Annotated in this window: 20 protein-coding genes and 1 tRNA gene; 15 read left to right on the top strand and 6 right to left on the bottom strand. The window is 47.5% G+C overall.

What is annotated here, in order from left to right; translation table 11 throughout:
• The first annotated feature begins 40 nt into the window (after nucleotides 1-40).
• The 3 genes from HMPREF9194_RS03095 to HMPREF9194_RS03085 are packed head-to-tail and all read left to right on the top strand — an operon-like array spanning nucleotide 41 to nucleotide 5,047.
• A complete protein-coding gene (locus HMPREF9194_RS03095) occupies nucleotides 41-1,294 on the top strand; it encodes an exonuclease SbcCD subunit D (RefSeq protein ID WP_016524912.1) in 1,254 nt (417 codons plus the stop codon).
• Nucleotides 1,281-4,343 (top strand): AAA family ATPase, encoded by a 3,063-nt coding sequence (locus HMPREF9194_RS03090; protein ID WP_016524911.1) that lies wholly within the window; start codon nucleotides 1,281-1,283, stop codon nucleotides 4,341-4,343. The genes HMPREF9194_RS03095 and HMPREF9194_RS03090 overlap by 14 nt, the downstream gene beginning before the upstream one ends.
• 5 nt (nucleotides 4,344-4,348) lie before the next feature.
• Nucleotides 4,349-5,047, top strand: coding sequence for a DNA alkylation repair protein (locus tag HMPREF9194_RS03085; RefSeq protein ID WP_016524910.1), 699 nt, complete (start codon nucleotides 4,349-4,351; stop codon nucleotides 5,045-5,047).
• Between the two features lie 42 nt (nucleotides 5,048-5,089).
• Here the strand turns inward: HMPREF9194_RS03085 and HMPREF9194_RS03080 are convergent, their stop codons facing one another.
• Nucleotides 5,090-5,974: a hypothetical protein gene (locus HMPREF9194_RS03080; protein ID WP_016524909.1), complete on the bottom strand. Its 885-nt coding sequence runs from the start codon at nucleotides 5,972-5,974 to the stop codon at nucleotides 5,090-5,092.
• Between the two features lie 110 nt (nucleotides 5,975-6,084).
• On the opposite strand from HMPREF9194_RS03080, the gene HMPREF9194_RS03075 reads away from it, so the two are divergent.
• Nucleotides 6,085-6,852, top strand: coding sequence for a DUF1295 domain-containing protein (locus HMPREF9194_RS03075; RefSeq protein ID WP_016524908.1), 768 nt, complete (start codon nucleotides 6,085-6,087; stop codon nucleotides 6,850-6,852).
• Between the two features lie 182 nt (nucleotides 6,853-7,034).
• Nucleotides 7,035-8,576 (top strand): DUF5312 family protein, encoded by a 1,542-nt coding sequence (locus tag HMPREF9194_RS03070; RefSeq protein WP_016524907.1) that lies wholly within the window; start codon nucleotides 7,035-7,037, stop codon nucleotides 8,574-8,576.
• A gap of 7 nt (nucleotides 8,577-8,583) precedes the next feature.
• On the opposite strand, the gene rnhA is transcribed toward HMPREF9194_RS03070, so the two are convergent.
• Nucleotides 8,584-9,045: a ribonuclease HI gene (gene rnhA, locus HMPREF9194_RS03065; RefSeq protein WP_016524906.1), complete on the bottom strand. Its 462-nt coding sequence runs from the start codon at nucleotides 9,043-9,045 to the stop codon at nucleotides 8,584-8,586.
• Nucleotides 9,046-9,136: 91 nt separating this feature from the next.
• Between rnhA and groL the strand changes: the two genes are divergently transcribed.
• The 3 genes from groL to HMPREF9194_RS03050 all read left to right on the top strand — a co-directional run bounded on the left by groL (nucleotide 9,137) and on the right by HMPREF9194_RS03050 (nucleotide 13,276).
• On the top strand, nucleotides 9,137-10,780 hold the full coding sequence (groL, locus tag HMPREF9194_RS03060) for a chaperonin GroEL (protein WP_016524905.1): 1,644 nt from the start codon (nucleotides 9,137-9,139) through the stop codon (nucleotides 10,778-10,780).
• Nucleotides 10,781-10,923: 143 nt separating this feature from the next.
• Nucleotides 10,924-11,919, top strand: coding sequence for a carbohydrate kinase family protein (locus HMPREF9194_RS03055; RefSeq protein WP_016524904.1), 996 nt, complete (start codon nucleotides 10,924-10,926; stop codon nucleotides 11,917-11,919).
• A 115-nt stretch (nucleotides 11,920-12,034) separates the two neighbouring features.
• Nucleotides 12,035-13,276 carry a hypothetical protein gene (locus HMPREF9194_RS03050; RefSeq protein ID WP_016524903.1) on the top strand — a complete coding sequence of 414 codons (1,242 nt, stop codon included), beginning with the start codon at nucleotides 12,035-12,037 and terminating at the stop codon, nucleotides 13,274-13,276.
• Nucleotides 13,277-13,419: 143 nt separating this feature from the next.
• Here the strand turns inward: HMPREF9194_RS03050 and HMPREF9194_RS03045 are convergent, their stop codons facing one another.
• Nucleotides 13,420-14,841, bottom strand: coding sequence for a lyase family protein (locus HMPREF9194_RS03045; RefSeq protein WP_016524902.1), 1,422 nt, complete (start codon nucleotides 14,839-14,841; stop codon nucleotides 13,420-13,422).
• 385 nt (nucleotides 14,842-15,226) lie between these two features.
• Between HMPREF9194_RS03045 and prs the strand changes: the two genes are divergently transcribed.
• From prs to HMPREF9194_RS03030, 3 genes are all read left to right on the top strand, one after another.
• Nucleotides 15,227-16,471 carry a ribose-phosphate diphosphokinase gene (gene prs / locus HMPREF9194_RS03040; protein WP_016524901.1) on the top strand — a complete coding sequence of 415 codons (1,245 nt, stop codon included), beginning with the start codon at nucleotides 15,227-15,229 and terminating at the stop codon, nucleotides 16,469-16,471.
• A 71-nt stretch (nucleotides 16,472-16,542) separates the two neighbouring features.
• Nucleotides 16,543-17,190 (top strand): HAD family hydrolase, encoded by a 648-nt coding sequence (locus tag HMPREF9194_RS03035; RefSeq protein ID WP_016524900.1) that lies wholly within the window; start codon nucleotides 16,543-16,545, stop codon nucleotides 17,188-17,190.
• 56 nt (nucleotides 17,191-17,246) lie between these two features.
• Nucleotides 17,247-18,101: an MBL fold metallo-hydrolase gene (locus HMPREF9194_RS03030; protein WP_016524899.1), complete on the top strand. Its 855-nt coding sequence runs from the start codon at nucleotides 17,247-17,249 to the stop codon at nucleotides 18,099-18,101.
• A 23-nt stretch (nucleotides 18,102-18,124) separates the two neighbouring features.
• On the opposite strand, the gene HMPREF9194_RS03025 is transcribed toward HMPREF9194_RS03030, so the two are convergent.
• From HMPREF9194_RS03025 to HMPREF9194_RS03015, 3 genes are all read right to left on the bottom strand, one after another.
• Nucleotides 18,125-18,415: a hypothetical protein gene (locus HMPREF9194_RS03025; RefSeq protein ID WP_016524898.1), complete on the bottom strand. Its 291-nt coding sequence runs from the start codon at nucleotides 18,413-18,415 to the stop codon at nucleotides 18,125-18,127.
• A gap of 44 nt (nucleotides 18,416-18,459) precedes the next feature.
• Nucleotides 18,460-18,533: transfer RNA gene (locus HMPREF9194_RS03020), tRNA-Arg, on the bottom strand.
• A gap of 71 nt (nucleotides 18,534-18,604) precedes the next feature.
• Nucleotides 18,605-19,060 carry a hypothetical protein gene (locus HMPREF9194_RS03015; RefSeq protein WP_016524897.1) on the bottom strand — a complete coding sequence of 152 codons (456 nt, stop codon included), beginning with the start codon at nucleotides 19,058-19,060 and terminating at the stop codon, nucleotides 18,605-18,607.
• A gap of 243 nt (nucleotides 19,061-19,303) precedes the next feature.
• Here HMPREF9194_RS03015 and HMPREF9194_RS03010 point away from each other — a divergent pair, with 243 nt between their 5' ends.
• The 4 genes from HMPREF9194_RS03010 (at nucleotide 19,304) to HMPREF9194_RS02995 (ending at nucleotide 24,166) form a co-directional block, all read left to right on the top strand.
• On the top strand, nucleotides 19,304-20,887 hold the full coding sequence (locus tag HMPREF9194_RS03010; protein ID WP_016524896.1) for a peptide ABC transporter substrate-binding protein: 1,584 nt from the start codon (nucleotides 19,304-19,306) through the stop codon (nucleotides 20,885-20,887).
• Between the two features lie 256 nt (nucleotides 20,888-21,143).
• On the top strand, nucleotides 21,144-22,073 hold the full coding sequence (oppB, locus tag HMPREF9194_RS03005; protein WP_016524895.1) for an oligopeptide ABC transporter permease OppB: 930 nt from the start codon (nucleotides 21,144-21,146) through the stop codon (nucleotides 22,071-22,073).
• A 73-nt stretch (nucleotides 22,074-22,146) separates the two neighbouring features.
• A complete protein-coding gene (locus tag HMPREF9194_RS03000) occupies nucleotides 22,147-23,151 on the top strand; it encodes an ABC transporter permease (protein WP_084663147.1) in 1,005 nt (334 codons plus the stop codon).
• Nucleotides 23,152-23,161: 10 nt separating this feature from the next.
• A complete protein-coding gene (locus HMPREF9194_RS02995; RefSeq protein ID WP_016524893.1) occupies nucleotides 23,162-24,166 on the top strand; it encodes an ABC transporter ATP-binding protein in 1,005 nt (334 codons plus the stop codon).
• Nucleotides 24,167-24,194 lie beyond the last annotated feature (28 nt).

The raw sequence follows: 24,194 nt of genomic DNA, 5'->3' as shown, positions 1-24,194 counted from the left end.
CTATAGCAAAAATACGGCCTTTGTGCTACACTCAAAAACCATGCTTACGATTTTGCATACGGGCGATTTTCACTTAGGCAAAATTTTTTACGAATATTCTCTTATAGAAGATCAGGCATTTATGCTCACCTCGCTTAAAACCGAATTGGAAAAGTGCCGCTACGATGCCCTCATTATAAGCGGCGATATTTACGACCGCGCCGTGCCGCCGAGCGAAGCGGTGCAGCTTTTCAGCGATTTTTTAAACGAAATTCATGCTCTTTTTCCGGAACTTCCCGTATGCATTATTTCGGGCAATCACGATTCCGCCGCGCGGCTCGGATTCGGCGCGGAACTTTTACGCAACGAAAATATTCACATTCGTACTGAAGAAGCGAATTGCACACAGCCGGTTATTTTAAAAAATGCTTCGGGTAAAGCCGAGGCGGCGCTCTATTTGCTGCCTTTTTTGCGTGCAGGTTCTTTAACATCCGAAGACGGCACCGTTTTGCGTTCCCAGCAGGATTTGGCAAAAGAAGCCGTGCGCAAAATCAAAGCCGCCCACGAAGAACTGCAAAAAAGCGATGAAGCCTACAAAAATCTTGCGCCCCTGCTTGCCTGCCACGTGTTTACAACGGGCGTACGAGATGCGGGAACTGAACGCGTTTTTGCCGGAACTGCCGAACTTATAGACTCTTCGATCTTCGATTTTTTTGCATACACGGCCGCAGGCCACATCCACAAAATGCAAAAAATCGGCGAACGCTTGTATTATTCCGGTTCTCCGCTCGCTTATTCGTTCGACGAAGCCGGCAAAGAAAAGTGTTTTTTAAAAGTTGAATTCGACGGCGGGGATGCCGCGCACAGCGGACAGCCGGCGCTTGATGCACGGGGCGCGCTTACCGTAACGGCGCTGCCGGTTAAAAGTTTGCGTCGAGTCGTAAAAATTTCGGGAAGCTTTGAACAGCTGTGCCGGAGCGGCGAATACGCGCAATACGCAAACGACTATGTTGAATGTACGTACACCGATCCTGTCATTGCGGAAAACGCCGTTGTACGCTTGCGTGAAAAATTTCCGTTTTTGCTTTCGGTAAAACAGCAAGCGTTTGATGCCGCTCAAAACGAACGGAGCGCAAACGCCGAAAAAAAGAAACGCCTGCTCGAAAACGAAAGCGGCCTTCCGCTTAAAGAAATCCTGTATGCGTTTTTGGCGGACACGGGACTTATCTCGGAAGACAAGGACGCCGACTGGCAAAGCGCGGTCGACTTGTTTATAAAAATCGACGGCGAGGCGAAGTGCGATGAAACCGCTTAAACTCACGATAAAAAACATCGCGTCTTTTACCGGCGAACATGCGATCGATTTTTCGCTTTTGGGGAACATGTTCCTCATTTGCGGAAAAACCGGTTCGGGTAAAACGACCGTCCTCGATTCCCTCACCTACGCTTTATACGGCAGCCTTCCCGGTTCGCGCAGGCAAAACGAAATAAGGAGCCTGCGTTCCGATTTTTGCGGCCCGCAGGAAGAATGTTACGTCGAACTCGATTTTATGCTGAACGGCAAAACCTACCGCGTCCGCCGGACGCTGCCCGTAGACAGGATCACGCGTAACGGAACGGTCGCCGCGAATGCCGAGGAAGTCGAACTGTACCGGCTCGACGGAACCGAAGCCGAGCTTATGAGCCGTCAAAAAAGCGAAGCCGATTCTCTCATACAATCGCTGATTTCGCTGTCGGCCGACGAGTTTTCCCGTATCATTTTGCTGCCGCAGGGCGACTTTGCCGAATTCTTGCGGCAAAAATCGAGCGAGCGGAAAATCGTTCTTTCAAAACTTTTTCCGATTGAACGCTTTACGCGTACCGCGGAGCGTCTGAAAGAAAAACGGAACAGCCTTTCGAGCATGCTTGAAGAAGTGATGGGCAATTTGCAGCGGCTCGAACAAGCTTTTCCCGGTTCTCAGGCGGGCGAGCGCATTCGGGAATATGAAAACGAAGCGGAAAAAGCCTCGAAAAAATGCGAAGAGCTGCGCGCTTTGCTTTTTGACATACAAACCGAAAGCCGCGGCCTTGAAGAAAAAATCGGCCTGCACGGCGACTACGAAGCGGCCGTAAAAGAATTGGAAAAACTGCTGTCGCAAGCGGACGAACAAAAAGCCGACGAAGAAAATCTGTCGCAGCTGCGCGAGGCGGTGCGCATCGAACCTTTTTTGGACGCGGCCGAGCAGGCGCAGGCAAAACGGAACCGCATACAAAAAGATTCGGCGGATGTACAATCGCAGCTCGAAAATCTCGCGCGCATAAAAACCGATTCGGAAAGCAGGCGGGACGAATACGAGCGGTTCCGGGAACGGATTCCGGAACTTTCATCGCTTATCCAAAATGCACAACTGGCGCTCGGTGCGGCCGAAGAATTGCGCACGGCCGAACAACGGCTTTGCGGTATTGAAAACGGCATTCAAAACGAAAGCGCCGCAATACAAAGCATAAACGAAAAGCTCGAACCGCTGCAAAAGATTGCGCAAAACGAAGACAGTTTGCGCGAAGCGGGGGAGGCAGCCGAACGCGAATTGTTTGCAACCGAATATCTGCATTTAAAAGCGCTGGAAAAAGACGCGCACAAAACCGAATCCGATTTGCAAAAAACGGCCGAAAACGCACGCATTATTTTAAACGGTTTTTCGGAAGAACGGGAAAATATACGCAAAACATCGGGCGCATATTTTTTGGCGCAAAATCTTGAAGAAGGAAAACCCTGTCCCGTGTGCGGCTCGCTGCACCATCCCCACCCCGCCGAAAGCGAAAAGCAAACGCTCGGCTTGGAAGAAAAAATACGTACGCAGCAAAACTTATGCGAACAGGCGGAGCGCAGCCTCAGAAAAGCGCAGGACGACAAAAAAGAACTTCAGGGACGCATCGCCCAAAGCCGCGAAAACCTTGCGCGCTTTACCGAGGACTTTATCGCCGAGTGTGAAAAAGAAGCCGAAAACATCGATACCGCGAGTGTGGCCGAACGGCAAAAAACCGCGCGCCGGGAACGCGAAAAACAGGCGGCAGCCTATACGGAATTTGAAAAAGCCTGCGCGCTTATCCGCGAATACGAAGCGGCGCTGAAAATACCGCAGGAAAAACTGCGCGAACTTGAAAAAGACAAGGCGGCGGCGCAGGCGGCTTTCGAACACGGCCAGAGGCAACTTGCCGATCTTTTATCGCGCATACCAGCGGACATTCCGCAAAGCGGGCAGGCTGCCGCCGAGGCGGAGCAAAGGGCGCAAACCGTACAAAACATATTGACGTCTCTTCGCGGCGAACGGGAGCGCTTGGAAAATGCCGTACGCGCCTACGACGAACAAAGGACGCGGACGGAAAAAGCCATAGCCGAATTAACCGGAAAAGAAGCCGTGCTCAAGTCGGAACTGAACTCGAGCGAAAAAGAAAACGATTCGTGCCGCACGACCCTGTACGAAGCGGTTGAAAATTCCGTTTTTGTTTCGGCCGCACGGGACATAACGGAACGGATCGAGCGCATACGTGCGGTTTTACAAAACAAAGCGTATATAAACGAACTTGAACGTAAAATCGAAAACTATAAAACCGAAAAGCAGCGCCTCGAAATTCTGTGCGGCGAAAAAAAAGCTTTGCTTTCCGGCAGCCTCGAAGAAATGCAGGCGGCACGGGAGCGGCTTTCGCTACAAAAAAACGAAACGGAAAAAGACCTCGGCGAAAGCGAAAACGCCCTTGCCGACATTCGAACAAAACTTTCGGACGCAAAGGCAAAGGCTGGCGAATATGAACACTTGGAAAAGCGCCGCAAAGAACTTTTTGCCGAGCTTGCCGATTACGAAAAAATCTACAATGCCGTCTCGGGTAAAAATCCGAAAAAAATTCAGCTTGAATCGTGGATACTGCAAATGTATCTCGAAGAAGTTTGCCTGTATGCGGCCAAACGGCTGGAGCGCATTTCCGACGGCCGGTACACGATGTACGTAAAAGATGCCGACGGCGGCCGCGGATACCGCGGGCTGGATTTGGAAATCTACGACAGCTATACGGGAAAAAGGAGAGCCTGCTCCACCCTTTCCGGCGGCGAAACGTTTATGGCGTCCATAAGTTTGGCGCTCGCGGTAAGCGATACCGTTCAAGCGAAAAACGGCGGCGTGCAGCTCGATTCGCTTTTTATCGACGAAGGATTCGGCTCGCTTGACGATACGGCTTTGGAAAAAGCCTTGAGCGTTCTCGACGAAATTCGCGGCAGCCGCTGCATCGGTCTTGTGTCGCACGTTGCAAGTTTAAAAACGCGTATAGGCGCGCGGCTCGAAATAGAAAAAGGCTTAACCGGCAGCCGCATAAAAACCGTACAGGGTTAAACACGATGAAAAATCAAACGACGATTCAAGAACGGCTTTTTTCGTTCAAAGATGAAGCGTATAAGGATTTTAACAAAAAACTTATCCCCACCGTCGACGAAGATACGATGATCGGCATACGCATGCCGGTTCTAAAAAAATTCGCAAAAGATTTTTTTAAAACCGAAAACGCCCAAGCCGCCGACTTTATGAAAAATCTTCCGCACCGCTATTTTGAAGAAAACAACCTTCACGCTTTTTTTATCGAAAACATAAAAGATATCGATGCCGCTCTTGCGGAAACTGAAAAGTTTTTGCCGTTTATCGATAACTGGGCAACCTGCGATTCATTCGCCCTGCCGATTTTTAAAAAACATCCGGATGCCGTGTATAAAAAAATCCTTGAATGGATCCGCTCAAAGCACGCGTACACCGTCCGCTATGCGATTGGCCTTTTGCTTTCGAACTATCTTGACGAATTGTTCAAGCCGGAAATGCTTAAAATCGTTTCAAGCGTGGAGTCGCAAGAATATTACGTCAACATGATGATCGCCTGGTACTTCAGTTTTGCATTGATTAAACAGTACGACGCGGCCGTCCCGTACATCGAAAAAAGGACCATGGCACCGTTTACGCACAATAAAAGCATTCAAAAAGCGCTGGAAAGCAGAAGGATTCCCGACGACACCAAAGCCTATCTTCGAACGCTGAAAATAAAGATGTAAGCCAAGGCGCGCTCCGGCACAAAGGCAAAAAATACCGGCCGCTTATCGTCTTCGATACGGCGATGCGACGGGTCGCTTGTCGTCGCGGACTGTCCAGTCCGTTTCGGCGTCGGGATTGACGACGGGCATAAACCGTTTGACCTTCACTTCTTCCATCGTTTTGCCGACGGTGATCGCGTCGTACCACCAATCGTAAATATGCATATTGGTTTTTATCGTAAAAAACTCATAGGTATCGTCGAGGGAAACAAAACCGACCGGATCGTATTCGTAAAATTTCAGCCCGGCGTCTTTTGTGTTCGGCGCGGTTTCATATGCCTGCCAGCTCAGCGGAATATAATTATTGCCGATGACTTTTTTAAAGTCGGTCGGCATGCCGTATGAGTACAGCAGCTTGGTATGCGTATCGAGCGCGTACAGATAATTGTCAAGGCGGTTTTCAAAAAGGCCGCCCTTATCGGCGTAAGCCGTAAATTTAAAGAATATAAAGCGCTCGAGCATTTGCGCGCCCTCGCCTTCTTCATACATCGGCAGCGCGCACGGATGGACGCCCTCGCATTTGTAATAATACACGTCGTTGATTTTATTCGTAATCGAAAAAATTATAGGCGTGCCGGGGACAACCTCTTCATAATAACGAAGCGTTTTGCCTTCTCTGCCCCAGCCGTTTGAACTCTCGGCCTGTTCCCACACAAACGGCGCATAAAAAAGCATTTCTATTGCGGGTGCCGAACCTTTAAATGGGGACGTAATTTTTTTCATATGAATGATGCAATCGCCGAGCAACGCTTTATCGTATATGCAATCCGGATTTTCCGCATCGGCGGCAGCGGGAAAATCTTCGGCATTGTCCCGATCGGTTGCCTGCGCAGGGGAAAAGCATAAAACAAAAAAACACAAAACGGCACACAGCGAATACTTTTTCATGTCGGTTTCTATTTTAAATTATTTTTAATTTTTAGGCAAGAGCCGTTCTTTTTGTACAATTTTATACAAAAAAGCTTGATTAAAACGGAAAAAAAATAGATACTGTGCCCATGTCATATTCAACATATTGCGCTGCCGAAATCGTTATGCTTGTTTTGGGATTGATGTGCTTTTTTGCCTTGTATTTTATTCCCGCAGGATACGGCAAACTTATCGATAAAAAATGGGGATTCAGCTTTAACAATAAAACCGCATGGACTCTTATGGAGTGTCCGACGCTCATCGTTATGTTTTATTTGCTGTGCACGCTCGACTATGAACACAAGCCGGTGCGCGTACTGCTCGCATCTTTTTTTATCCTTCACTATATACAGCGCACGCTTATTTTTCCGGCGCTGCTTAAAGGCAAAAGTAAAATGCCGATTACAATCGTGCTTATGGGAATGCTGTTCAACAGCATAAACTCGTTTTTAATCGGCTTGTGGATTTTTTACTTTTCGCCCGCTGAAATGTACGATCGCGGCTGGCTTTCCGATCCGCGTTTTATTGCCGGCGCGGTTTTATTTTTCGTCGGTATGATTATCAACATAAGCTCAGATTCCTATATCCGCTCGCTGAGAAAAAACGGGAGCAGCAAGCATTACTATCCGTCCCGCGGAATGTACCGCTATATTACGAGCGCAAACTATTTCGGAGAATTGGTCGAATGGCTCGGCTTTGCCGTTTTAACGTGGTCGTCGGCGGGCTTTTTATTTGTGTTTTGGACTGCATGCAATTTGGTACCGCGCTCCGACGCGATTTACAAAAAATACGCCGAAACCTTCCCCGACGAAGTAGCCCGATATAAACCGAAGCGCATCATCCCGTTCCTCTATTGATACTATGCATAAACTCGCATATTTAAAGCTTTTCCGACATCCATGTCGACATAATCCCGGCACGGATGCCGGAAAACTTTATGTAACCGAGTTTGGCGAAGACAAACTCGAGGTAAAAAACGTACAGGGATGTACGTTTTTTACACCTTGACATATCCCCTCTTTTCGTCCATATTTATGTTATGGCGAAAAGACAAATCTCGAAAAAACCGGGACTTATAGAGCGTTTGCTCAATTTATTTTCACCTTCCGACGAAGAATCGCAAAAAGCGCGTTTTCTGAAAGGTGTCAATAAAGAACTTTCAAAAACGAAAGTCAAATTTTATAAATACGGCTCGGGAGAAGCGCTTCCGCAGCTGGCAAAGTTCTTTTTCGACGTATACAAAACAGTCGGTCCCGCTCAGCCGGTTTTCAAAAACACGCCGAACCCCAACGCCTTTAAATACATGGTTATCGACTATCATCTGTCCGATGTTCAAAAAGAGCTTGCCGAATCGCTCGAAGAAGAATCGATCCTTGAGCACGCAAAAAACATGCCGATTAAGGATTTGGCGGTTCAAGTTAAAAGCGAGCTTGCCGCATATATGAACGGCTTCGACGTGGATAAAATCACCAAAATCGATATGGTGTACACAAAAATGTCTTTACTTATCGCCTTTTGCACCTTCGATTATTACTTTTTGCTGAAAAAATTCGATTCGGGAATGCAGGAACAGAATTTTTCGTATGTGCCGCATTTTGAATCGATCCGTGCCGAATATATTTTGGAAGACTTAAAAGATTTCACGGCGGTCGCATGGGCGCTGCCTTTGGATGAAGACTGGTCGGAAGTGTTTAAGATTTTAAAAGAATACCGCAACGTACAGCCCATTGTGCCGAACACATGGAATAAATTGCTCAACGTATTGCGAAAATACCGCGACAAAGCGGTATTCGAAATGATTATTCAGCTTATTTCAAAAGATCCGGGTTATCAAACCGTTATAGAAGTGCATCAGGAACATATCATAGACGATCAGTTCGATAAAATGCGCAAAACGGTCGACACGACGCTTCAACGTATACAGACGGAACGCAAAAACTCGAAAATCGACGAAATCCTGCACAGCATTTTCGGCTCGGATACGGTTTCCAAGCTGAAAAACTATTCGGAAGAAGGCAATAAAAGTTTTGAAAAGCGCAATTTAAGCGGATACGTATACTGCGCGCCGTTGGGTTATTTAAAGTCGTTTTTGCTCGATTACGTAAAACGCTATATCCGCGAATTTTGCGATTTGGTGCTTGTGCGCGGTCAGTGGGTTTCGGCAGCCCTGTCGACCCCGATGTCCGACGCGTACCACGAGTTGCTCGCCGTTTCGAATCGGATAACCGAATTCGACACCGCCCTATCCGACGACAGTGAATTAGGGGCAAAAATAAAGGTGTACCTCGTACGCGCCGAACGGGATATCGAGGCAAAAAATATTCTCAAGTCGGTTACCAAAGACATTAACGAAAAAGCATACAACATGCTCAGTTCGGCAACGCGGAATTTAATCGTTTTAGGCAAAAATACGAAAAATCTTCTTGAAGATATTGACAAAAAAGAACCCGAACTGATTATCAACTGGCCGGAACTCATACACTTTGCCGATCAGTCGATAAAAGAAATGGGCATCAATATTTATAAAAAAATCTATCTTTTTGTAAACCTCATGAAGTGCTTTTTAACGAACGAAGAGTAATCGCGCTTTAACGTGCTGCGCGCGATGCTTCAACGGCAAGGCGGTCGCACAATTCATTGTACGTACTGCCCGCATGGCCTTTAACCCAGCGCCAGTCTATATCCAGCTGCGAAACGCACGCATCGAGCCTTTCCCATAAATCCTTGTTTTTTACCGGTTTTTTATCGGAGGTTTTCCATCCGTTTGCCTTCCATTTGAGTATCCAGCTTGAAATGCCGTTTTTTACGTATTGACTGTCGATAAAAAAGGTTATTTTCTTTGACCGCAGCTGCGGATCGGCGAGAATTCCGGATAAGGCGCCGATTGCGCCGCACAGCTCCATGCGATTGTTTGTCGTGAGCGCTTCGCCGCCGCTGAGCCTGCGCTCGGCACCGCCGTATAAAATGACGGCGCCCCAGCCGCCCGGTCCGGGATTCCCGGAACAAGCTCCGTCGCTGTACACGGTAACGCCGTCAGTAACATTTATCATACAATCCCCTTGCCGTTTTAGTTAAAAATCAGTATCTTAACAGTATAACACAAATTTATTGATATGCCAAATAGATAAGGAGATGACAAAAATGGCTAAACAACTGCTGTTTAATGACGACGCCCGGAAAAAAATGCTTTCCGGTGTGGAACAGATTTCCCGCGCCGTCAAAGTAACGCTCGGTCCGAAAGGCCGCCTGGTAATGCTGGATAAAAAATTCGGCGCACCGACGATCACAAAGGACGGCGTTTCGGTCGCAAAAGAAATCGAACTTGAAGACCCCTACGAAAATATGGGCGCCCAGCTGGTAAAAGAAGTTGCGTCAAAAACAAACGATGTTGCCGGAGACGGAACGACGACCGCAACCGTACTCGCCTACTCTATGGTTCGCGAAGGCCTTAAAGCCGTTGCGGCGGGCATTACCCCCATCGAAATAAAGCGCGGTATCGACAAGGCGGTAAACCTTGCCGTTGAAGAAATCAAAAAAGCTTCAAAAGAAATTAAAGGTTCCGAAGAAGTCGAACACGTGGCAACGGTTTCGGCAAACAACGATAACGAAATCGGTAAAATTCTTGCCGACGCGATTCAAAAAGTCGGAAAAGACGGCGTTATCACCGTTGAAGAATCCAAAACGATGGATACGACGACCGATTTTGTCGAAGGTATGCAGTTCGACCGCGGCTATATTTCTTCGTATTTTGTAACCGACCGCGACCGCATGGAAACGGTCTTTACCGATCCGTACATCCTTATTCACGATAAAAAGATTTCCAGCATGAAGGACTTATTGCCCCTGCTCGAAAAAATCGCGCAAACGGGCAAGCCGCTGGTCATTATCGCCGAAGACATGGACGGCGAAGCACTGGCAACCTTGGTTGTAAACAGTCTGCGCGGCACTTTAAAAACCTGCGCGGTAAAGGCGCCCGGTTTCGGCGACCGTCGCAAAGCCATGCTTGAAGACATTGCCGTTCTTACCGGCGGTCAGGTTATCAGCGAAGAGTTGGGCTTAAAACTTGAAACGACCGAACTCAACATGCTCGGAACTGCAAAAACCGTTAAAATCGATAAGGACAACACGATTATCGTAGACGGCGCCGGCAGCGGCAAAGCGATTAAAGAACGCGTTTCTCAAATCAAAACGCAAATCGACGCTTCCACATCCGATTACGACAAAGAAAAGCTTAAAGAGCGCTTGGCAAAACTTTCCGGCGGCGTTGCCGTTATCAATATCGGCGCGGTAACCGAAACCGAAATGAAAGAAAAAAAGCACCGCGTAGAGGATACCCTTGCGGCTACCCGCGCGGCTCTTGAAGAAGGAATCGTTCCCGGCGGCGGCTTGGTTTTGATTGAATCGGCCATCGCGCTGGAAAAGACGGACATGAGCAAATTGACCGACGACGAAAAAGTCGGCTTTAAAATCGTTAAGCGTGCCCTTGAAGAACCCATGCGCCAAATTGCCGAAAACGCGGGCGTTGACGGTGCGGTTATTGCCGACCGTGCAAAGCACGAGAAAAAAGGTATCGGCTTTGATGCCGCAAAGATGGAATGGAAGGACATGATGTCGGCTGGAATTATCGACCCGGCAAAGGTTACCCGCTCGGCGCTGCAAAACGCGGCGTCCATCGCAGGTCTTTTGCTGACAACCGAAGCGGCCATTACCGAACTTCCCGAAAAGACCCCGCCGGCTCCGATGCCCGGTGCAGGCGGAATGGGCGGTATGGACGGCATGTATTAAAAAACGCTTGATGTAGACATAAAGGGTTGTCCCGGAAGTTATTCAAAACTTCACGAAGGACAGCCCTTTTTTTATTTTAAATCACGAATAAGCGCGCACAAAAATACCTTGACACAAAGGGCGGCCTTTCATACACTCGAATTATGCACAACAAAACGCTTGATGTTGCCGCCCTGGGCGAACTGCTGATTGATTTTACGCAAAACGGTTTAAGTGCCGAAGGGAACTGGATTATGGAAGCAAATCCCGGCGGCGCTCCCTCGAACGTCCTTGCAATGCTCAAAAAACTCGGACACCCGGTTTCGTTTATCGGCAAGGTCGGCGACGACATTTTCGGCCGGCATTTAAAAAGCGTTCTCGACGATTTGGGAATCGGAACCGGAAACCTTATCGTAAGCAACGAATTCAATACAACGCTTGCTTTTGTGCATACAAAGCACGGCGGCGACCGCGACTTTTCGTTTTATCGAAAAACGGGAGCCGACACGCAGCTTACCGAACAGGAAGTCGACATACGGATTGTGCAAAATGCGAAAATCTTTCATTTCGGTTCCGTTTCCATGACAAGCGAACCGGCAGCTTCGGCAACCGAGTATGCGCTTTTGCACGCAAAAAAAAGCGGCGCCCTGTGTTCTTTCGACCCGAACCTGCGCGTGCCGCTGTGGGACAATCTGCAAAACGCAAAAGAGCGCATAAAATACGGCTTGTCGCAGTGCGATATTTTAAAAATCGCCGAAGAAGAATTGGAATTCGTAACCGGCTGTACCGACATCGAAAAAGGCGTGCGCGCGCTGCGCTCGAATTACCGCATTCCGCTTATCGGCGTAACCTGCGGCAAAAAAGGCGCCGGTCTGTTTTATGCGGACGAGCACTGCACCGACGGTTTGGGCATAAGCGCAAAAGAACCTACGTTCGAAAAAGTAAAAACCGTCGACACGACGGGAGCCGGCGACACCTTCGGCGCATGCATTTTGCACGACGTTCTGGTACACGGTTTTACGAATTTTACACCGGAACGCCTGCACTCCATGCTCCTTTTTGCAAATGCGGCGGCCTCTCTCGTTACGACAAAACGCGGCGCACTTAAGGTTATGCCCTCCGAAGCCGAAATCCGCGAACTGATACAAAAGGGATTTTAAATAAAAATTAATAAAGACTGTCGATAACTTTGAAAATGTCGAGCGGTAAAATAGTAGACAAGGCTGCAAAGTTTTGCTAGAATGCGACAAAATTGAATGCAAGCGGAGAGAAACTATGAGAAAACAAAGTAAGTTTTTTATCTTTTTTTTATTGCTGGGAGTGTTTCCATTACAAGTCAATGCCGATACTCCCGCCAAGGTAGACGCTAAAGCCGGAGCGACAACGAAAGTCGATGTTGTATCGACTCCGACAGTGAGTCAGGTTGATAAATGGAAAACGCTTATCAACTTGGAAGACTATGTATGTAATAATAAAAAACGGGAAAAAATAAATTACACTCCGAATTATTATAAATACATTGATAAAAACTCAAACGAAATCGTCATAAACGGCAGAGTGTATGATTATGACGCATCGAGCGGAGCATCCAGAACCGTTGCCGATATGGTAAATCATTCTCAAACATTAAAATACGACGGTAAAAACGGAGCCTCCAAAGAATTGGAAGCCGACCCTAAAGTTAAAGAAGCTATGGAACTGGCAAAGAAGAAAACAAAAAAAGGTCAGGAAAAAATTAATGCCATGTACTGGTCGGTTCAACCTCCCAAGGGAATCATCGTAGGCGATTATTATTCCGGCAAAAAAGTGTTTGACGGCGGCTATGAAGCATATGCGGAGGTTGTGGTTAATAATAACGAGATCGTACACATAGAGCTGAATGAAAGACCGCCCGTTACGTACTATGCTTCCGAATGGGCGGGAGAAACGAAGCGCCGCTCCGGTTACGGCTTTTTTCAGGCGAAAAGTCCGAGAACCGACTATACTCTGGCTACGCTTATAAACGGAATGAGCTATTTGGAATGGCAGGTTCTAAAGAATCAAAAATTGGATTTTGATTATAAAACACTGTTCGGTTCATCCAACAGTGCGAGAAACGGGTTTGTTCCTTTACTCAAAGAAATGGCGAAGGAAGTTAAAGAAAAAGCGACCGATAAAAGGTATGTGGGAATAACGCAGCCCTATGATTGCGGTATAAGCACGAGGCTCGAAGTAATATATGAAAAAGGGAAAATTGTCGATTTGAAATACGATGAGATTTTTGCCGACGACAAAGAAGATATAAAAAATCCTACATTGAAGGAATTTTATCGTCAAAGCAAACTCGAATCGGTAGAATATAACCGTATTACGAATAAAAGCTTCAGAACATTTGTAAACACGCTTCGCAGAGAAGTTTTGCGTTCACAATCGCTTACCGAATTTCCGACCGACGCTATTAAATTGGATATGCCTCATATAAAAGAAGCGTATGAAGATTACTTATTCTTGGCGGGAAAAATAAAAAATATAAAATAGTACACTATTCTATCAAACACTTGCAAGCGGCGTACAAAAACGGTTTTATCTGTATTGCCGGTACGCCCGATGCAAGTCTTGAAAATTCGTTTTGCGGCGTTAGTCGCAGCAACGCAGTGCTAGCCGCAAGGCGTAATGCGAATCTATTCCGTTTTTGTGCGGTACTTTTGTGCAAGGCGCCGCGCTTTTTCGGCGGCAATCCCGCGATAGCGTTCAGGATGCGCAAAAAACGATGAAGGTTCGCTTACGCCGAGTTTTTCCAGCTGTCCGCTTATGCGCTTAAAAACTTCGGCGTGTTTTTGCAAAACTTCAAAAAAAGCGGCGCCGCTTTTTTCGGCTTCCAGCGTAATTAAGCGGATAATCTCGTGCGCGTTCGATTCGCCGCTTTCGGCAAGCAAAAGGTAGGCCGGCTCCGCAAAAATGCCGCCCTTCACTTTTCCGCCCGCTGCAGCCAAATTGCGCATCATGCCTTCCGTATCGGGGCGCAGCGCCGATACGACCGACCTCATGCGTTCAGCGGCAAAGGCAAAACCGGCTATATACTCGGCGATAAAACGCTGGCTTGCCGAATTGGTTAAATCCCGCTGATGGTCGGAAATCTGGTCCATAAAAAAAGTGATAACGCGCGGCGCAAAAGCCTTCCATAACGATTTTACGTGTTCGCTGTTCCACGGGTTGCGCTTATGCGGCATCGTCGAAGAGCCGACTTGTTTCTCCCCGAAATATTCGAACACTTCGCCGATTTCGCTGCGCTGCAAATTGCGCAAATCGTCGGCGAGGTTTGCAATAATACCGAAAGCGACGTTGTATTCCAAAAGCAGGCGCAAAAGATATTCGGGTTCGGCAAGCTGCGTCGAATACTCGGAAGGCTTGAGTCCCGCGTAATCGAGGTAGCGCCGTTCGAGTTCTTCGGGATCGCCCACCAAAAGCGATGTCCCGTTGTATGCGCCGACGGGGCCCGAAAGTTTGCCGCGCAAATCGCGCGAAAGCCGGTCGATTTCGATAATCGATTTACCCAAGCGGCTTACGTATTCGGCAATCGCAAAGCCGAAGGTTATCGGAACCGCGTGCTGGCCGTGCGTGCGCCCTATTTGCGCCGTTTCGCTGTCGCGTTCGGCAATCGCGCACAATTCGTTTTCGAGCGCGTGCAAAACGGGTAAAACCGCCTGCTGCGTACAGTCGCGCATACGCATCGCAAGGGCCGTGTCCAAGATGTCAACGCTGGTTGCGCCCAAATGCACAAACGGCGCGATATTTTCGCCGACCGTTTTTTTAAACACGTTCACGAGCGCGCGTATATTGTGTTTTGTTTTTTCTTCTTCGGCGTATACAAGTTCCGGATCAATGTTGTGCGCCGCTTCATCGAGTGCGCGCTCCGTGTTTTCGTCAAGAAGACCACGCAAAGAAAGGTGAGCCTTAACCAAAGCGGCTTCGGCCTTCGCGCACGAAACAACCGATGCTTCTTCGGAAATAAACGAAGACAGCGTATCGAAAAGCTTTTCTTCCGACAGCGAATATCGGTGATCCAGCGGAGAAATATTCAAAAATATATCGCGCGTTCTCATGACAAAAGTATAACAGATAAAAAACGTTTTGCAAAGAATGCTATTGATAAAGCATAAAAAAGAAGCCGTTCAGGCAATTCGCTCCGCTCACAAGCCGTTCACGGTTTCTTTTTTATGCTCTCCACTCATGCAAAATACCTTTTCTTTAAAAAGAGTACGAATTGCCGAAATTTGTGAAATGACCGGCCTCACTAAAAAAGAAGTGGAAAGCGTTTGACAATCGGACAGTGAAAAGACTGTTTTTCCCGAGGCCGGGCTGTCTAAAAACTTTGATTTTCGGACACTTTTTCCGGTGTGCTTACTTTACAAATTTCTGTTTTCTTACTTGAAAATATGGCAATAACGTGCTATAAATACAATCAAGGTTATTAAAAACGAGGATCCCATGCCCTATTGTGAACCGACAAATCTGGCCGTTATCGCCTGCCCCGGCGGTCAGGCATTCGCCGAAGCGGTAGTTGCGCACTTGCGTCATATTTGCAAACACCGTTTCAATTTAAAGCGCGAAGCGGTTTCAAAACTGTATAAAACCGACAAAGACGCTCTTATCAAAGACATCAATTATTACAATGATTTAATGACGGCCGATATACACGCGCGCGGCGATGCGGAAAAGTACCGGGCGCCGAATTTCGTAACCGAAGCCGAATTCACTTATTTTATGAACGGCGAATTCAAAACCGAAATAAAAAGTTGCATCCGCGGAAAAGACGTGTACATCTTTCAGGACGTGGAAAATCATCAGGTTTTAAAATTAAACGGCGGCAAAAACGAATGCTCGCTTTCGGTAAACGACCACGTTATGTCGCTTTTGGTTACGGTCGACGCGGTACGGCAGGCCGGAGCCGCAAAAATCACGCTCGTGCTTCCGGTGTATCCGTACAGTCGCCAGCATAAAAAGAAGGGGCGCGAAGGCCTTACGGCAAGTCTTCTCGGCCACATTTACGAAAACATGGGCGTAAATCGCATTATTACGCTCGACATTCATTCGCGCGAAATCGAAAACGCGTTTTCGCGCATTAATTTGGAAAACCTGCACGCAAGCTATCAGATTATCCGCGAGCTTACAAAGCTTGTAGACCTTACCGGCGGTACGGAAGATATCGTCATTGTCGCCCCCGATACGGGCGCCGTTGACCGCAATAAGTTTTATTCGAACGGTTTGAAAAAGCCGCTTGCAATGATTTACAAAGAACGCGATTATTCGGTTGTTACGCAAAACGCAAAAGACACGAATATAAAATCGATAAACCTGCTCGGCGACGTGCGCGGAAAGGTTGCCTTTTTGGCCGACGACATGCTCGGAACCGGCGGCACCCTGCTTAAAGCGATGGAATTTTTAAAAGAGCAGGGCGCGACAAAAGTTATTGCGGCGATCAGCTTGCCCTTTTTTACGGGCAACGCAATCGATTTGTTCGACGAAGCCTATGCGAAGGGTCAGTTTTACCGCATAATCGGAACGAACGCGGTGTACCACGAAAAACTTTTGCAGTGCGAATGGTATATCAATACCGACGTCAGCGGCCTTTTTGCGAACATAATCGCGCGGCTTCATCACAATCAATCTTTAAGCAATCTTTTGGACAACCGTAATATTATCGAAAAATTGGTAAAAACCGATTCCGATTAGCGAAGACTAAGGAACGTCGACAATCGGCGATTTTTACGCGCTGCACTTGCGCGCCAACAAGGAGGATGCACGTGACCGTTTACGGAATACCGGAAAAGCCGGCGGCAATCATCTTTGATATTGACGGCACATTGTACACAAACGAAGAGTACATACAAAATCAAATAGACAGTCAAATACGGCGGTTTGCCGAAACGCGCGGCTTGGAAGGATTAAAAGCGCGCAATATGATATTTTCCTACCGCGACGAATGGGCGAAGCTGAACGGAGGCAAACGGCCTTCGCTCGGAAACGTGTTAAAAGATTTGGGTGTGCCGATAAGCGAAACGATCGAGTGGCGCAAAGAATTGATTCATCCGGAACGCTATTTAAGCGCCGATAAAAAATTGGCCGAAACGCTTGCCGTGCTGGCGGCGTCGTATAAGCTTGTGTGCCTTACAAACAATCCCGTTTCGGTCGGCCGCAAAACGCTTGAAGTTTTGGGCGCCGACCCCTTTATCAGCGGCATTATCGGGCTCGATACCTGCGGCATTTCAAAGCCGGATCAGAAAAGCTTCGAACTTGCGGCAAAACGCGCGGAGGCCTCGGTGGACCGGTGTATCAGCGTCGGCGACCGTTACGACATCGATTTGGCCGTTCCCGTTGAAACGGGGATGGGAGCGATTTTGGTAAACGGCGTGCATGACGTGTACGAGCTGCCCGCAATTTTAAAAAAATAAATTTTTTCAAAATTGCGCTAGTGAAAAAAAAAGCATATTGTGATATAATAAACGGTATGAAAATAAAACCGCTCGGCAAAACGGTGCGCTTTGAAAACGACGGAGAACTCGAATTCTTTTTTGTCGGAACGGGCAGCGCCTTTTCAAAAAGATTTTTTCAAACAAACGTACTCATCATCAAGGGAAAGGATCACTTGCTGGTAGACTGCGGAACAATGTGCCCTTACGCGTTTCATACATATAATTCGAGCGTTGAACACGTGCGCAATTTTTTAATTACCCATTCGCACGCCGATCATATGGGCGGTTTGGAAGAAGTCGGCTTGTTGAACAGGTACGGTGCGAACCGCGATAAGTATGCAAAGCCTTCCTTTATTATAACCGATTTTTATAAAAAAATTTTATGGGAACAATCGCTGCGCGGCGGCATGGCTTACGGCGAATTTACAAACGGCCGCCATTTAACCTTTGAAGATTATTTTACGCAGATCAAGCCGGAGCACATTTCCTCTTCTCCCCGCCCCCTGTACAAAAGCCGCTGCGGAAGCATAGACTTAAAAATTTACCGCACAAAGCACATTCCCGACAATACGGGAAGCTGGCGCACGGCCTTTTATTCGTGCGGGATTTTAGTCGACGAGCGCATTTTGTTCCCCGGCGACACGCTTTTCGATATTGAACTGCTCAACATGATGCTGAAGCGTTACCCGTCGATCGAATGGATATTCCACGATTGTCAGTTTTTTCCCGGCGGAATCCACGCGTATTACGGCGAATTAAAAACGCTGCCGGAAGACATAAAAAAGAACATGTTCCTGTGCCATTACGGCGACAATATGGAACAATTCAACGCCGAGGCGGACGGTTTTGCGGGCTTTACGCACCGGGGCTGTTACTATAATTTCGGCTGAAAACAATCGCCCGGGAAAACCGGTCAGTTCCATTCGTCCTCTTCGTCTTCTTCATCGAATTCGTTGTTGAATTTTTCGACTCCTTCAAAATACGCTTCTTTAAAAACTTCCACAACGTCGGGGTCGGCATCTTCGGGATAATTGAAATTTTCAACCGTACTTTCGGAATCTATGCCTTCGGAAGCTTCTTTGTAGCCGAGCTTAAAGCCGTATTTATGGGCCGACTCTTCGTAATAAAAGGCTTCGTCGGGAATATCGGCGTAAAAATCTTCTTCGAAAGAATCTTCGTCATCGTCAAAATCGTCGTCAAACATAACTTTAAAGTAACGCACAAACAACGAATCTGTCAAGCAATTTATGGCCCATACACGAGTCGAACGTGCGACCTGCTGCTTAGGAGGCAGCCGCTCTATCCTGCTGAGCTAATGGACCGAAAAACCGGCTGCCGCAAAAGCCGATCGTTTTTACGACAGCCCGCCGATTTTAAAATTACGGAAAACGCCTCAGCGTTTCCACACGGTAAACAGGGCGCCCAACACAAGCAAGTGCGCCGAAAGGCTTTTCAGGAACGTTAAAAAGGCGCCGACGGAAGCCAAAGCCCCGTGCAAAAGACCGCCGCGTCCCATTACGTCTACAAGGGCGATAACCAAAAGCCACATAACGATGATGATAAATACAAAGGTATTCGTGATTCTTCCGGTATCGACAAAAAAGTTCGCAAGCAAAAATATACCCGCAATCAGTTCGCAGATTCCCAAGGCGATTATGACAATAGTCGCAGGATCTCCCTTTAAAAATCCGTATACGGCCGAAGCAAGTTCGTTACCGTTAACGCCGGCTTGTATTTTGCCGAAAAATCCTCCGTCGAGCTGGAGGGTTACGATTCCGGATACGATTAAAAAAAGCGAAAGCGCAAGCTGCAGTACGATTCCGCCCAATGTTCTTTTTGATACAGCCATACATACTCCCATAAAAAAATATACAAGTTTGCGACGCAAACTCGGCATTGAAGCGTGCAATTAAAACGGTCTGCCCGCTTCAATCAAACTCCGCAGCATGAGTATAGCCGAGAATAAAAGACATTACAATATGCACCGCGGATATTTTTTTTACAATATTTTCGGTTAAATTTTACCGTATTACTTGAAATAGAAACAAATGTAGGGTAAAATAACGGCACTGTTTTTTTCAGGAGGATACTTATGAAGAAAAGTGTTTACACCGCTATTGCGCTGTTGTGCACGCTTATGCTGACTTTGGCATCGGCAAGCTGTGCAGGCGGCGGCGGTGCCAAGGGTGCCGAATTTATTTTTAATAACGGTACCGAACCCCAGTCTTTGGATCCGTCCAAAATCGAAGGCGTTCCCGAACATCGTCTGTACATGGCGCTGTTTGAAGGTCTGGTATGCTACGACCCCAAAACAAGCCGCCCCGTTCCCGGTGTGGCGGAAAGCTGGAGCCGCAATGACACGCAAGACGTTGTTACCTTTAAACTCCGCGACTGCACGTGGAGCGACGGTACCAAAATTACCGCTCAAACCTTTGTGGATTCATGGCTTTACTATTTATCTCCCGAAACCGCGGCGACCTATGCATATATGCCCGCAATGGTTATCAAGGGTGCCGCCGAATACAATGCCGGAACCGCCGGTAAAGAAGCGGTCGGAATCCGTGCCGTTGATGAAAAAACTTTTGAAGTAACCTTGGTGGGTCCGGTTCCCTATGCGGTTGACATGATGGCTCACTATTCGTTCTCTCCGCTTCCCATGCACGCCATTCAAAAAAACGGCGCCGATTGGATTAAACCCGGTAAATTCGTAGGCAACGGTCCTTTCGTGCTTGAAAAATGGATTCCGCAGGATAAGATTACCCTCGTTCCGAATAAAAAATACTGGAATAAAGATAACGTACATATTTCGCGCATTACGGCACTGCCGATTGAAAACGACACTACCGCTTATCAAAAATTCAAAAGCGGTGAAATCGATTGGGCAACCAATATTTCCATCGAAATGCTCGATGAAATCAAATTGCGTGACGACTATCATCCGGCACCCATGACCACGACCTATTACTACTATTTGAACATCAACAATAAGGTGTTGAGTGATGTGCGCGTACGCAAAGCTTTAAGCATGTCTTTTGACCGAAAAGAATTGGTTGAAAAAGTAACCCGCGCAGGGCAGATTCCCACAACGGCTCTTGTACCTCCGATGGAAGGTTACACGGTTGCAAAAGGGAACGATTTTAATGTTGCCGAAGCTAAAAAATTGCTTGCACAGGCCGGCTATCCCAACGGAAAAGGCTTCCCGAAGATGACCGTTATTTACAATACGAACGAAGGCCACAAGAAGATCGCCGAATTTATGCAACAGCAGTGGAAAACCAACTTGGGTATCAATATTGAGCTTGCAAACCTGGAATGGGCAACTTTTATCGATAAGCGGCAGGCAAACGATTTTGAAATCGGCCGCGCAGGTTGGAGTGCCGACTATCAGGATCCGTCGAACTTTTTGGAACTGTTTTTATCGACCGGAGGAAACAACGATGGCCGCTACAATAACAAAGAATACGATGCTTTACTCGACAAGGCTTCCAAAATGCCCGCAGGTTCCGATCGCATGGCGGTTTTAAATGAGGCCGAAGAAATGGTAATTACCCGCGATCAAGCCGTTATTCCTTTCTATTACTATGTTTCGCCGAATATGATCGACCTTACTAAGTGGGACGGCTGGTATGTAAATACCATGGATATCCACCCCTGGGTCGGGTTGAAGAAAAAATAAGTTGTGTTCGGGCTGTCTGAAACAATTGATTTCGGACAGCTTTGAGCCGTAAATGCGGGCGGGGTCGGGTTGAAACTTCGGTTTCGAGCTGCAAGCTGTGCGTACAACATCGCACTTAAAATAAGGGAGCAGGCAGCACTGCCCCGCCCGCTCTTTTTTAACACAATGTGTTTTTGCAAGATCGGCTCCGGTTTGAATAAACCGCTTCCGCAAGAGGAGGCTTATTCGAACTGAAAACACAACAAATGAGGAAAAAATGGGAAAATTCATATTCCGCCGGATTTTAGGTTTGATTCCGACGATGTTTTTAATTGTAACGCTCAGTTTCTTTTTAATACGGTTGGCTCCGGGAGGTCCTTTTTCGCGCGAAAAAAAGGTTCCGCCCGAAGTAATGCAAAACCTCCTAAAAAAATACCACATGGACGAACCGCTCTTTAAACAGTATTTGCGCTATATGGGCGATGTTTTACGCGGAGATTTGGGACCGTCTTTTAAAAACAAGGATTACACCGTTAACGAACTCATTTTTACCAGTTTGCCGAATTCTCTGATTCTCGGTATTGTTTCGCTTTGTGTCGCTCTGATTTTAGGGGTAACCGTAGGAATTATATCGGCTTTAAATCGGAATACGCGGATTGATTATGCCGCAATGTCTGCGGCCGTTATCGGTATATCGATACCGCTGTTCGTCGTGGGACCGGTACTTATGCTCGTTTTTGCGATGATTTTAAAATGGCTGCCTACTTCCGGGTGGATAACCGGCCGCGCGGGGTTAAAAACCCTGATAATGCCCGCAATTACGCTGTCTTTTCCGTATTTTGCCTACATAGCCCGCTTAAGCCGCGCAAGCATTTTGGAAGTACTGCGCTCGGACTACATCCGCACGGCGCGGGCAAAGGGCTTAAAACAATCGGTCGTCATATGCAAACACGTATTAAAGGGAGCGATGCTTCCGATTGTCAGCTATTTGGGACCGGCTTTTGCCGGCATCGTTACCGGTTCGGTAGTCGTGGAACAAATCTTTCTCGTCCCCGGCTTGGGTAATTTTTTCGTAAAGTCGGCTTTAAACCGCGACTACACCCTTATTATGGGAACGGTTATCGTATATTCACTCATTTTGGTCGTGATGAATTTAGTCGTTGATATTATATACGGATTGCTCGATCCGCGTATTTCATATAAATAGCAGGAGGTTTACGGTGTTATTTAAAGCACGCAAAAAAAATGCGGAACAGGCCGTAAATGAATTTAATCAGGTTATGAAACCCGTTTCTCTGTGGGACGACGCATGGAAACGGCTGCGAAAAAATAAAATGGCACTGATCGGATTGTATACAGTCGGCTTTTATATTTTGATGGCGCTTTTTGCGCCGCTTTTACCCGTCTACCCGTATGAAGAACAATACCTTGCGCATATTTATCTGCCGCCGTCTTTTAAACCCGCAGGAGAAGTGCTGCTTTCGCAAAAGCGCGCATATACGGCAAAACTTATGGCAAAAGAAAAACGTTCGGAATATACCGAACAGGAACGCGCGGAATTCGAAGCACTCGAACGCGACATACAGACCAACCCTATGCACAAAAGGCATTACCTGCTCGGAACCGACAGCCTTGGACGCGACGTACTTTCGCGCACTATTTACGGAGGACGCATTTCGATCGCGATAGGACTTTTGGGAACGGTAACCGCCCTGTTTATCGGCGTTACACTCGGAGCGGTCGCGGGCTATGCCGGCGGTTGGATAGACAGCGCGCTGATGCGCTTTGTAGACATTATGTACGGCTTGCCGTACATGCTTATCGTCATCATCATGATGGCGATTTTGGGGCGCAATATTTTTATTTTGTTTATCGCCATAGCGCTTATTTCGTGGTTGACGATCGCGCGTGTTGTTCGCGGACAAATTATCAGTTTAAAAAATTCGGAATTCGTCGAAGCTGCCCGCTCGATGGGAGCAAGTTCGGGCCGGATTATTTTTAAACACTTGCTGCCGAACACGCTGGGCATCATCATCGTCTATTCGACGCTTTCCATGCCCTCGTTTATTATGAGCGAAAGCTTTTTGTCTTTTTTGGGCTTGGGAGTTTCGGCGCCGCTTGCGTCGTGGGGATCTTTGGTATCGGACGGCGTAAAGGGAATGGAATTGTACCCGTGGCTGCTTTTGGTTCCGGCAATCGCGATGACCGTCTTTTTATTCGCGATGAATTTTTTAGGCGACGGCTTACGCGACTCTTTCGATCCGCAAAGCAAAAACAAGGTTTGAGGCAGTGTGAATGGAAAAGACACAGATAAAAGGCGAAGTTATTTTACAGGTAAAAGACCTGAAAACCTATTTTAATACGGACGAAGGAATCGTAAAAGCCGTAGACGGCATTACTTTCGATTTGCATAAGGGCGAAACGATGGGAATCGTCGGCGAATCGGGATCGGGAAAAAGCGTTACAAACCTTTCGATTATGAACCTGATCCCCGACCCGCCCGGAAAAATTGTCGGCGGCGAAGTGTTCTTCCACGGCGAAGACTTGCTCAAGTTGAACGAAAAGCAAATTCAAAAAATTCGCGGGAACAAAATATCGATGATCTTCCAAGACCCGATGACCAGCTTGAATCCGTTTTTGCGCATTTCCACACAAATGACGGAAACCATTGTTTTGCATCAAGGTTTGAATAAAAAAGAAGCAAAATTGAAGGCGATAGAAATGCTCAAACTGGCCGGTATTCCCGCCCCCGAAAAGCGCATAGACAATTACCCGCACCAGTTTTCAGGCGGCATGAGGCAGCGCGTTATGATTGCGATGGGACTTTCGTGTAATCCTGAAATCCTTATCGCCGACGAACCGACTTCCGCGCTCGACGTAACGATTCAAGCGCAGATTCTCGAACTTATGCAGGATCTTTCGAAGCGTTTGGGAACGGCCGTCATTATGATAACCCACTCGCTGGGCGTCGTCGCCGGCATGTGCAATACCATCTGCGTTATGTATGCGGGGCGCATTGTGGAGCGCGGCAACACCGAAGACATTTTCAAAAACCCCAAGCATCCGTACACGTGCGGTCTTATTCAATCCGTTCCCCGCCTCGACAAAGAGAATACCGAACGATTGTATTCGATACCGGGACAGCCGCCGAACGTTATAGACCTTCCGCCGTGCTGCCCCTTCTTTCCGCGCTGCAGCAAGGCGATGGACATATGCAAAAAAAAGTACCCGCCGCTTAAAGATTTCGGCGGCGGACATTGCGCGTCTTGCTGGCTGTATGCCGATAAAAAAGCCGAATAAGGCCGCGACAATAGCGACAGTAGAGGAG

The organism is Treponema maltophilum ATCC 51939 (genome assembly GCF_000413055.1).
GTDB classification, from domain to species: Bacteria; Spirochaetota; Spirochaetia; order Treponematales; family Treponemataceae; genus Treponema_C; species Treponema_C maltophilum.
Note: the sequence above shows the minus strand (reverse complement) of the source record. Positions and strands in the feature narration are given on the sequence as shown.

Bases quoted from the DNA above. Each gene is read 5' to 3' on its own strand.
- HMPREF9194_RS03095 (WP_016524912.1), top strand. From the start codon at position 41: ATGCTTACGATTTTGCATACGGGCGATTTTCACTTAGGCAAAATTTTT.
- HMPREF9194_RS03070 (WP_016524907.1), top strand. From the start codon at position 7,035: ATGGCGAAAAGACAAATCTCGAAAAAACCGGGACTTATAGAGCGTTTG.
- HMPREF9194_RS02995 (WP_016524893.1), top strand. From the start codon at position 23,162: ATGGAAAAGACACAGATAAAAGGCGAAGTTATTTTACAGGTAAAAGAC.
- prs (WP_016524901.1), top strand. From the start codon at position 15,227: ATGCCCTATTGTGAACCGACAAATCTGGCCGTTATCGCCTGCCCCGGC.
- HMPREF9194_RS03030 (WP_016524899.1), top strand. From the start codon at position 17,247: ATGAAAATAAAACCGCTCGGCAAAACGGTGCGCTTTGAAAACGACGGA.
- HMPREF9194_RS03045 (WP_016524902.1), bottom strand. From the start codon at position 14,841: ATGAGAACGCGCGATATATTTTTGAATATTTCTCCGCTGGATCACCGA.
- oppB (WP_016524895.1), top strand. From the start codon at position 21,144: ATGGGAAAATTCATATTCCGCCGGATTTTAGGTTTGATTCCGACGATG.
- HMPREF9194_RS03080 (WP_016524909.1), bottom strand. From the start codon at position 5,974: ATGAAAAAGTATTCGCTGTGTGCCGTTTTGTGTTTTTTTGTTTTATGC.
- HMPREF9194_RS03085 (WP_016524910.1), top strand. From the start codon at position 4,349: ATGAAAAATCAAACGACGATTCAAGAACGGCTTTTTTCGTTCAAAGAT.
- HMPREF9194_RS03010 (WP_016524896.1), top strand. From the start codon at position 19,304: ATGAAGAAAAGTGTTTACACCGCTATTGCGCTGTTGTGCACGCTTATG.
- HMPREF9194_RS03050 (WP_016524903.1), top strand. From the start codon at position 12,035: ATGAGAAAACAAAGTAAGTTTTTTATCTTTTTTTTATTGCTGGGAGTG.
- HMPREF9194_RS03015 (WP_016524897.1), bottom strand. From the start codon at position 19,060: ATGGCTGTATCAAAAAGAACATTGGGCGGAATCGTACTGCAGCTTGCG.
- rnhA (WP_016524906.1), bottom strand. From the start codon at position 9,045: ATGATAAATGTTACTGACGGCGTTACCGTGTACAGCGACGGAGCTTGT.
- groL (WP_016524905.1), top strand. From the start codon at position 9,137: ATGGCTAAACAACTGCTGTTTAATGACGACGCCCGGAAAAAAATGCTT.
- HMPREF9194_RS03055 (WP_016524904.1), top strand. From the start codon at position 10,924: ATGCACAACAAAACGCTTGATGTTGCCGCCCTGGGCGAACTGCTGATT.
- HMPREF9194_RS03075 (WP_016524908.1), top strand. From the start codon at position 6,085: ATGTCATATTCAACATATTGCGCTGCCGAAATCGTTATGCTTGTTTTG.
- HMPREF9194_RS03090 (WP_016524911.1), top strand. From the start codon at position 1,281: ATGAAACCGCTTAAACTCACGATAAAAAACATCGCGTCTTTTACCGGC.
- HMPREF9194_RS03000 (WP_084663147.1), top strand. From the start codon at position 22,147: ATGAAACCCGTTTCTCTGTGGGACGACGCATGGAAACGGCTGCGAAAA.
- HMPREF9194_RS03025 (WP_016524898.1), bottom strand. From the start codon at position 18,415: ATGTTTGACGACGATTTTGACGATGACGAAGATTCTTTCGAAGAAGAT.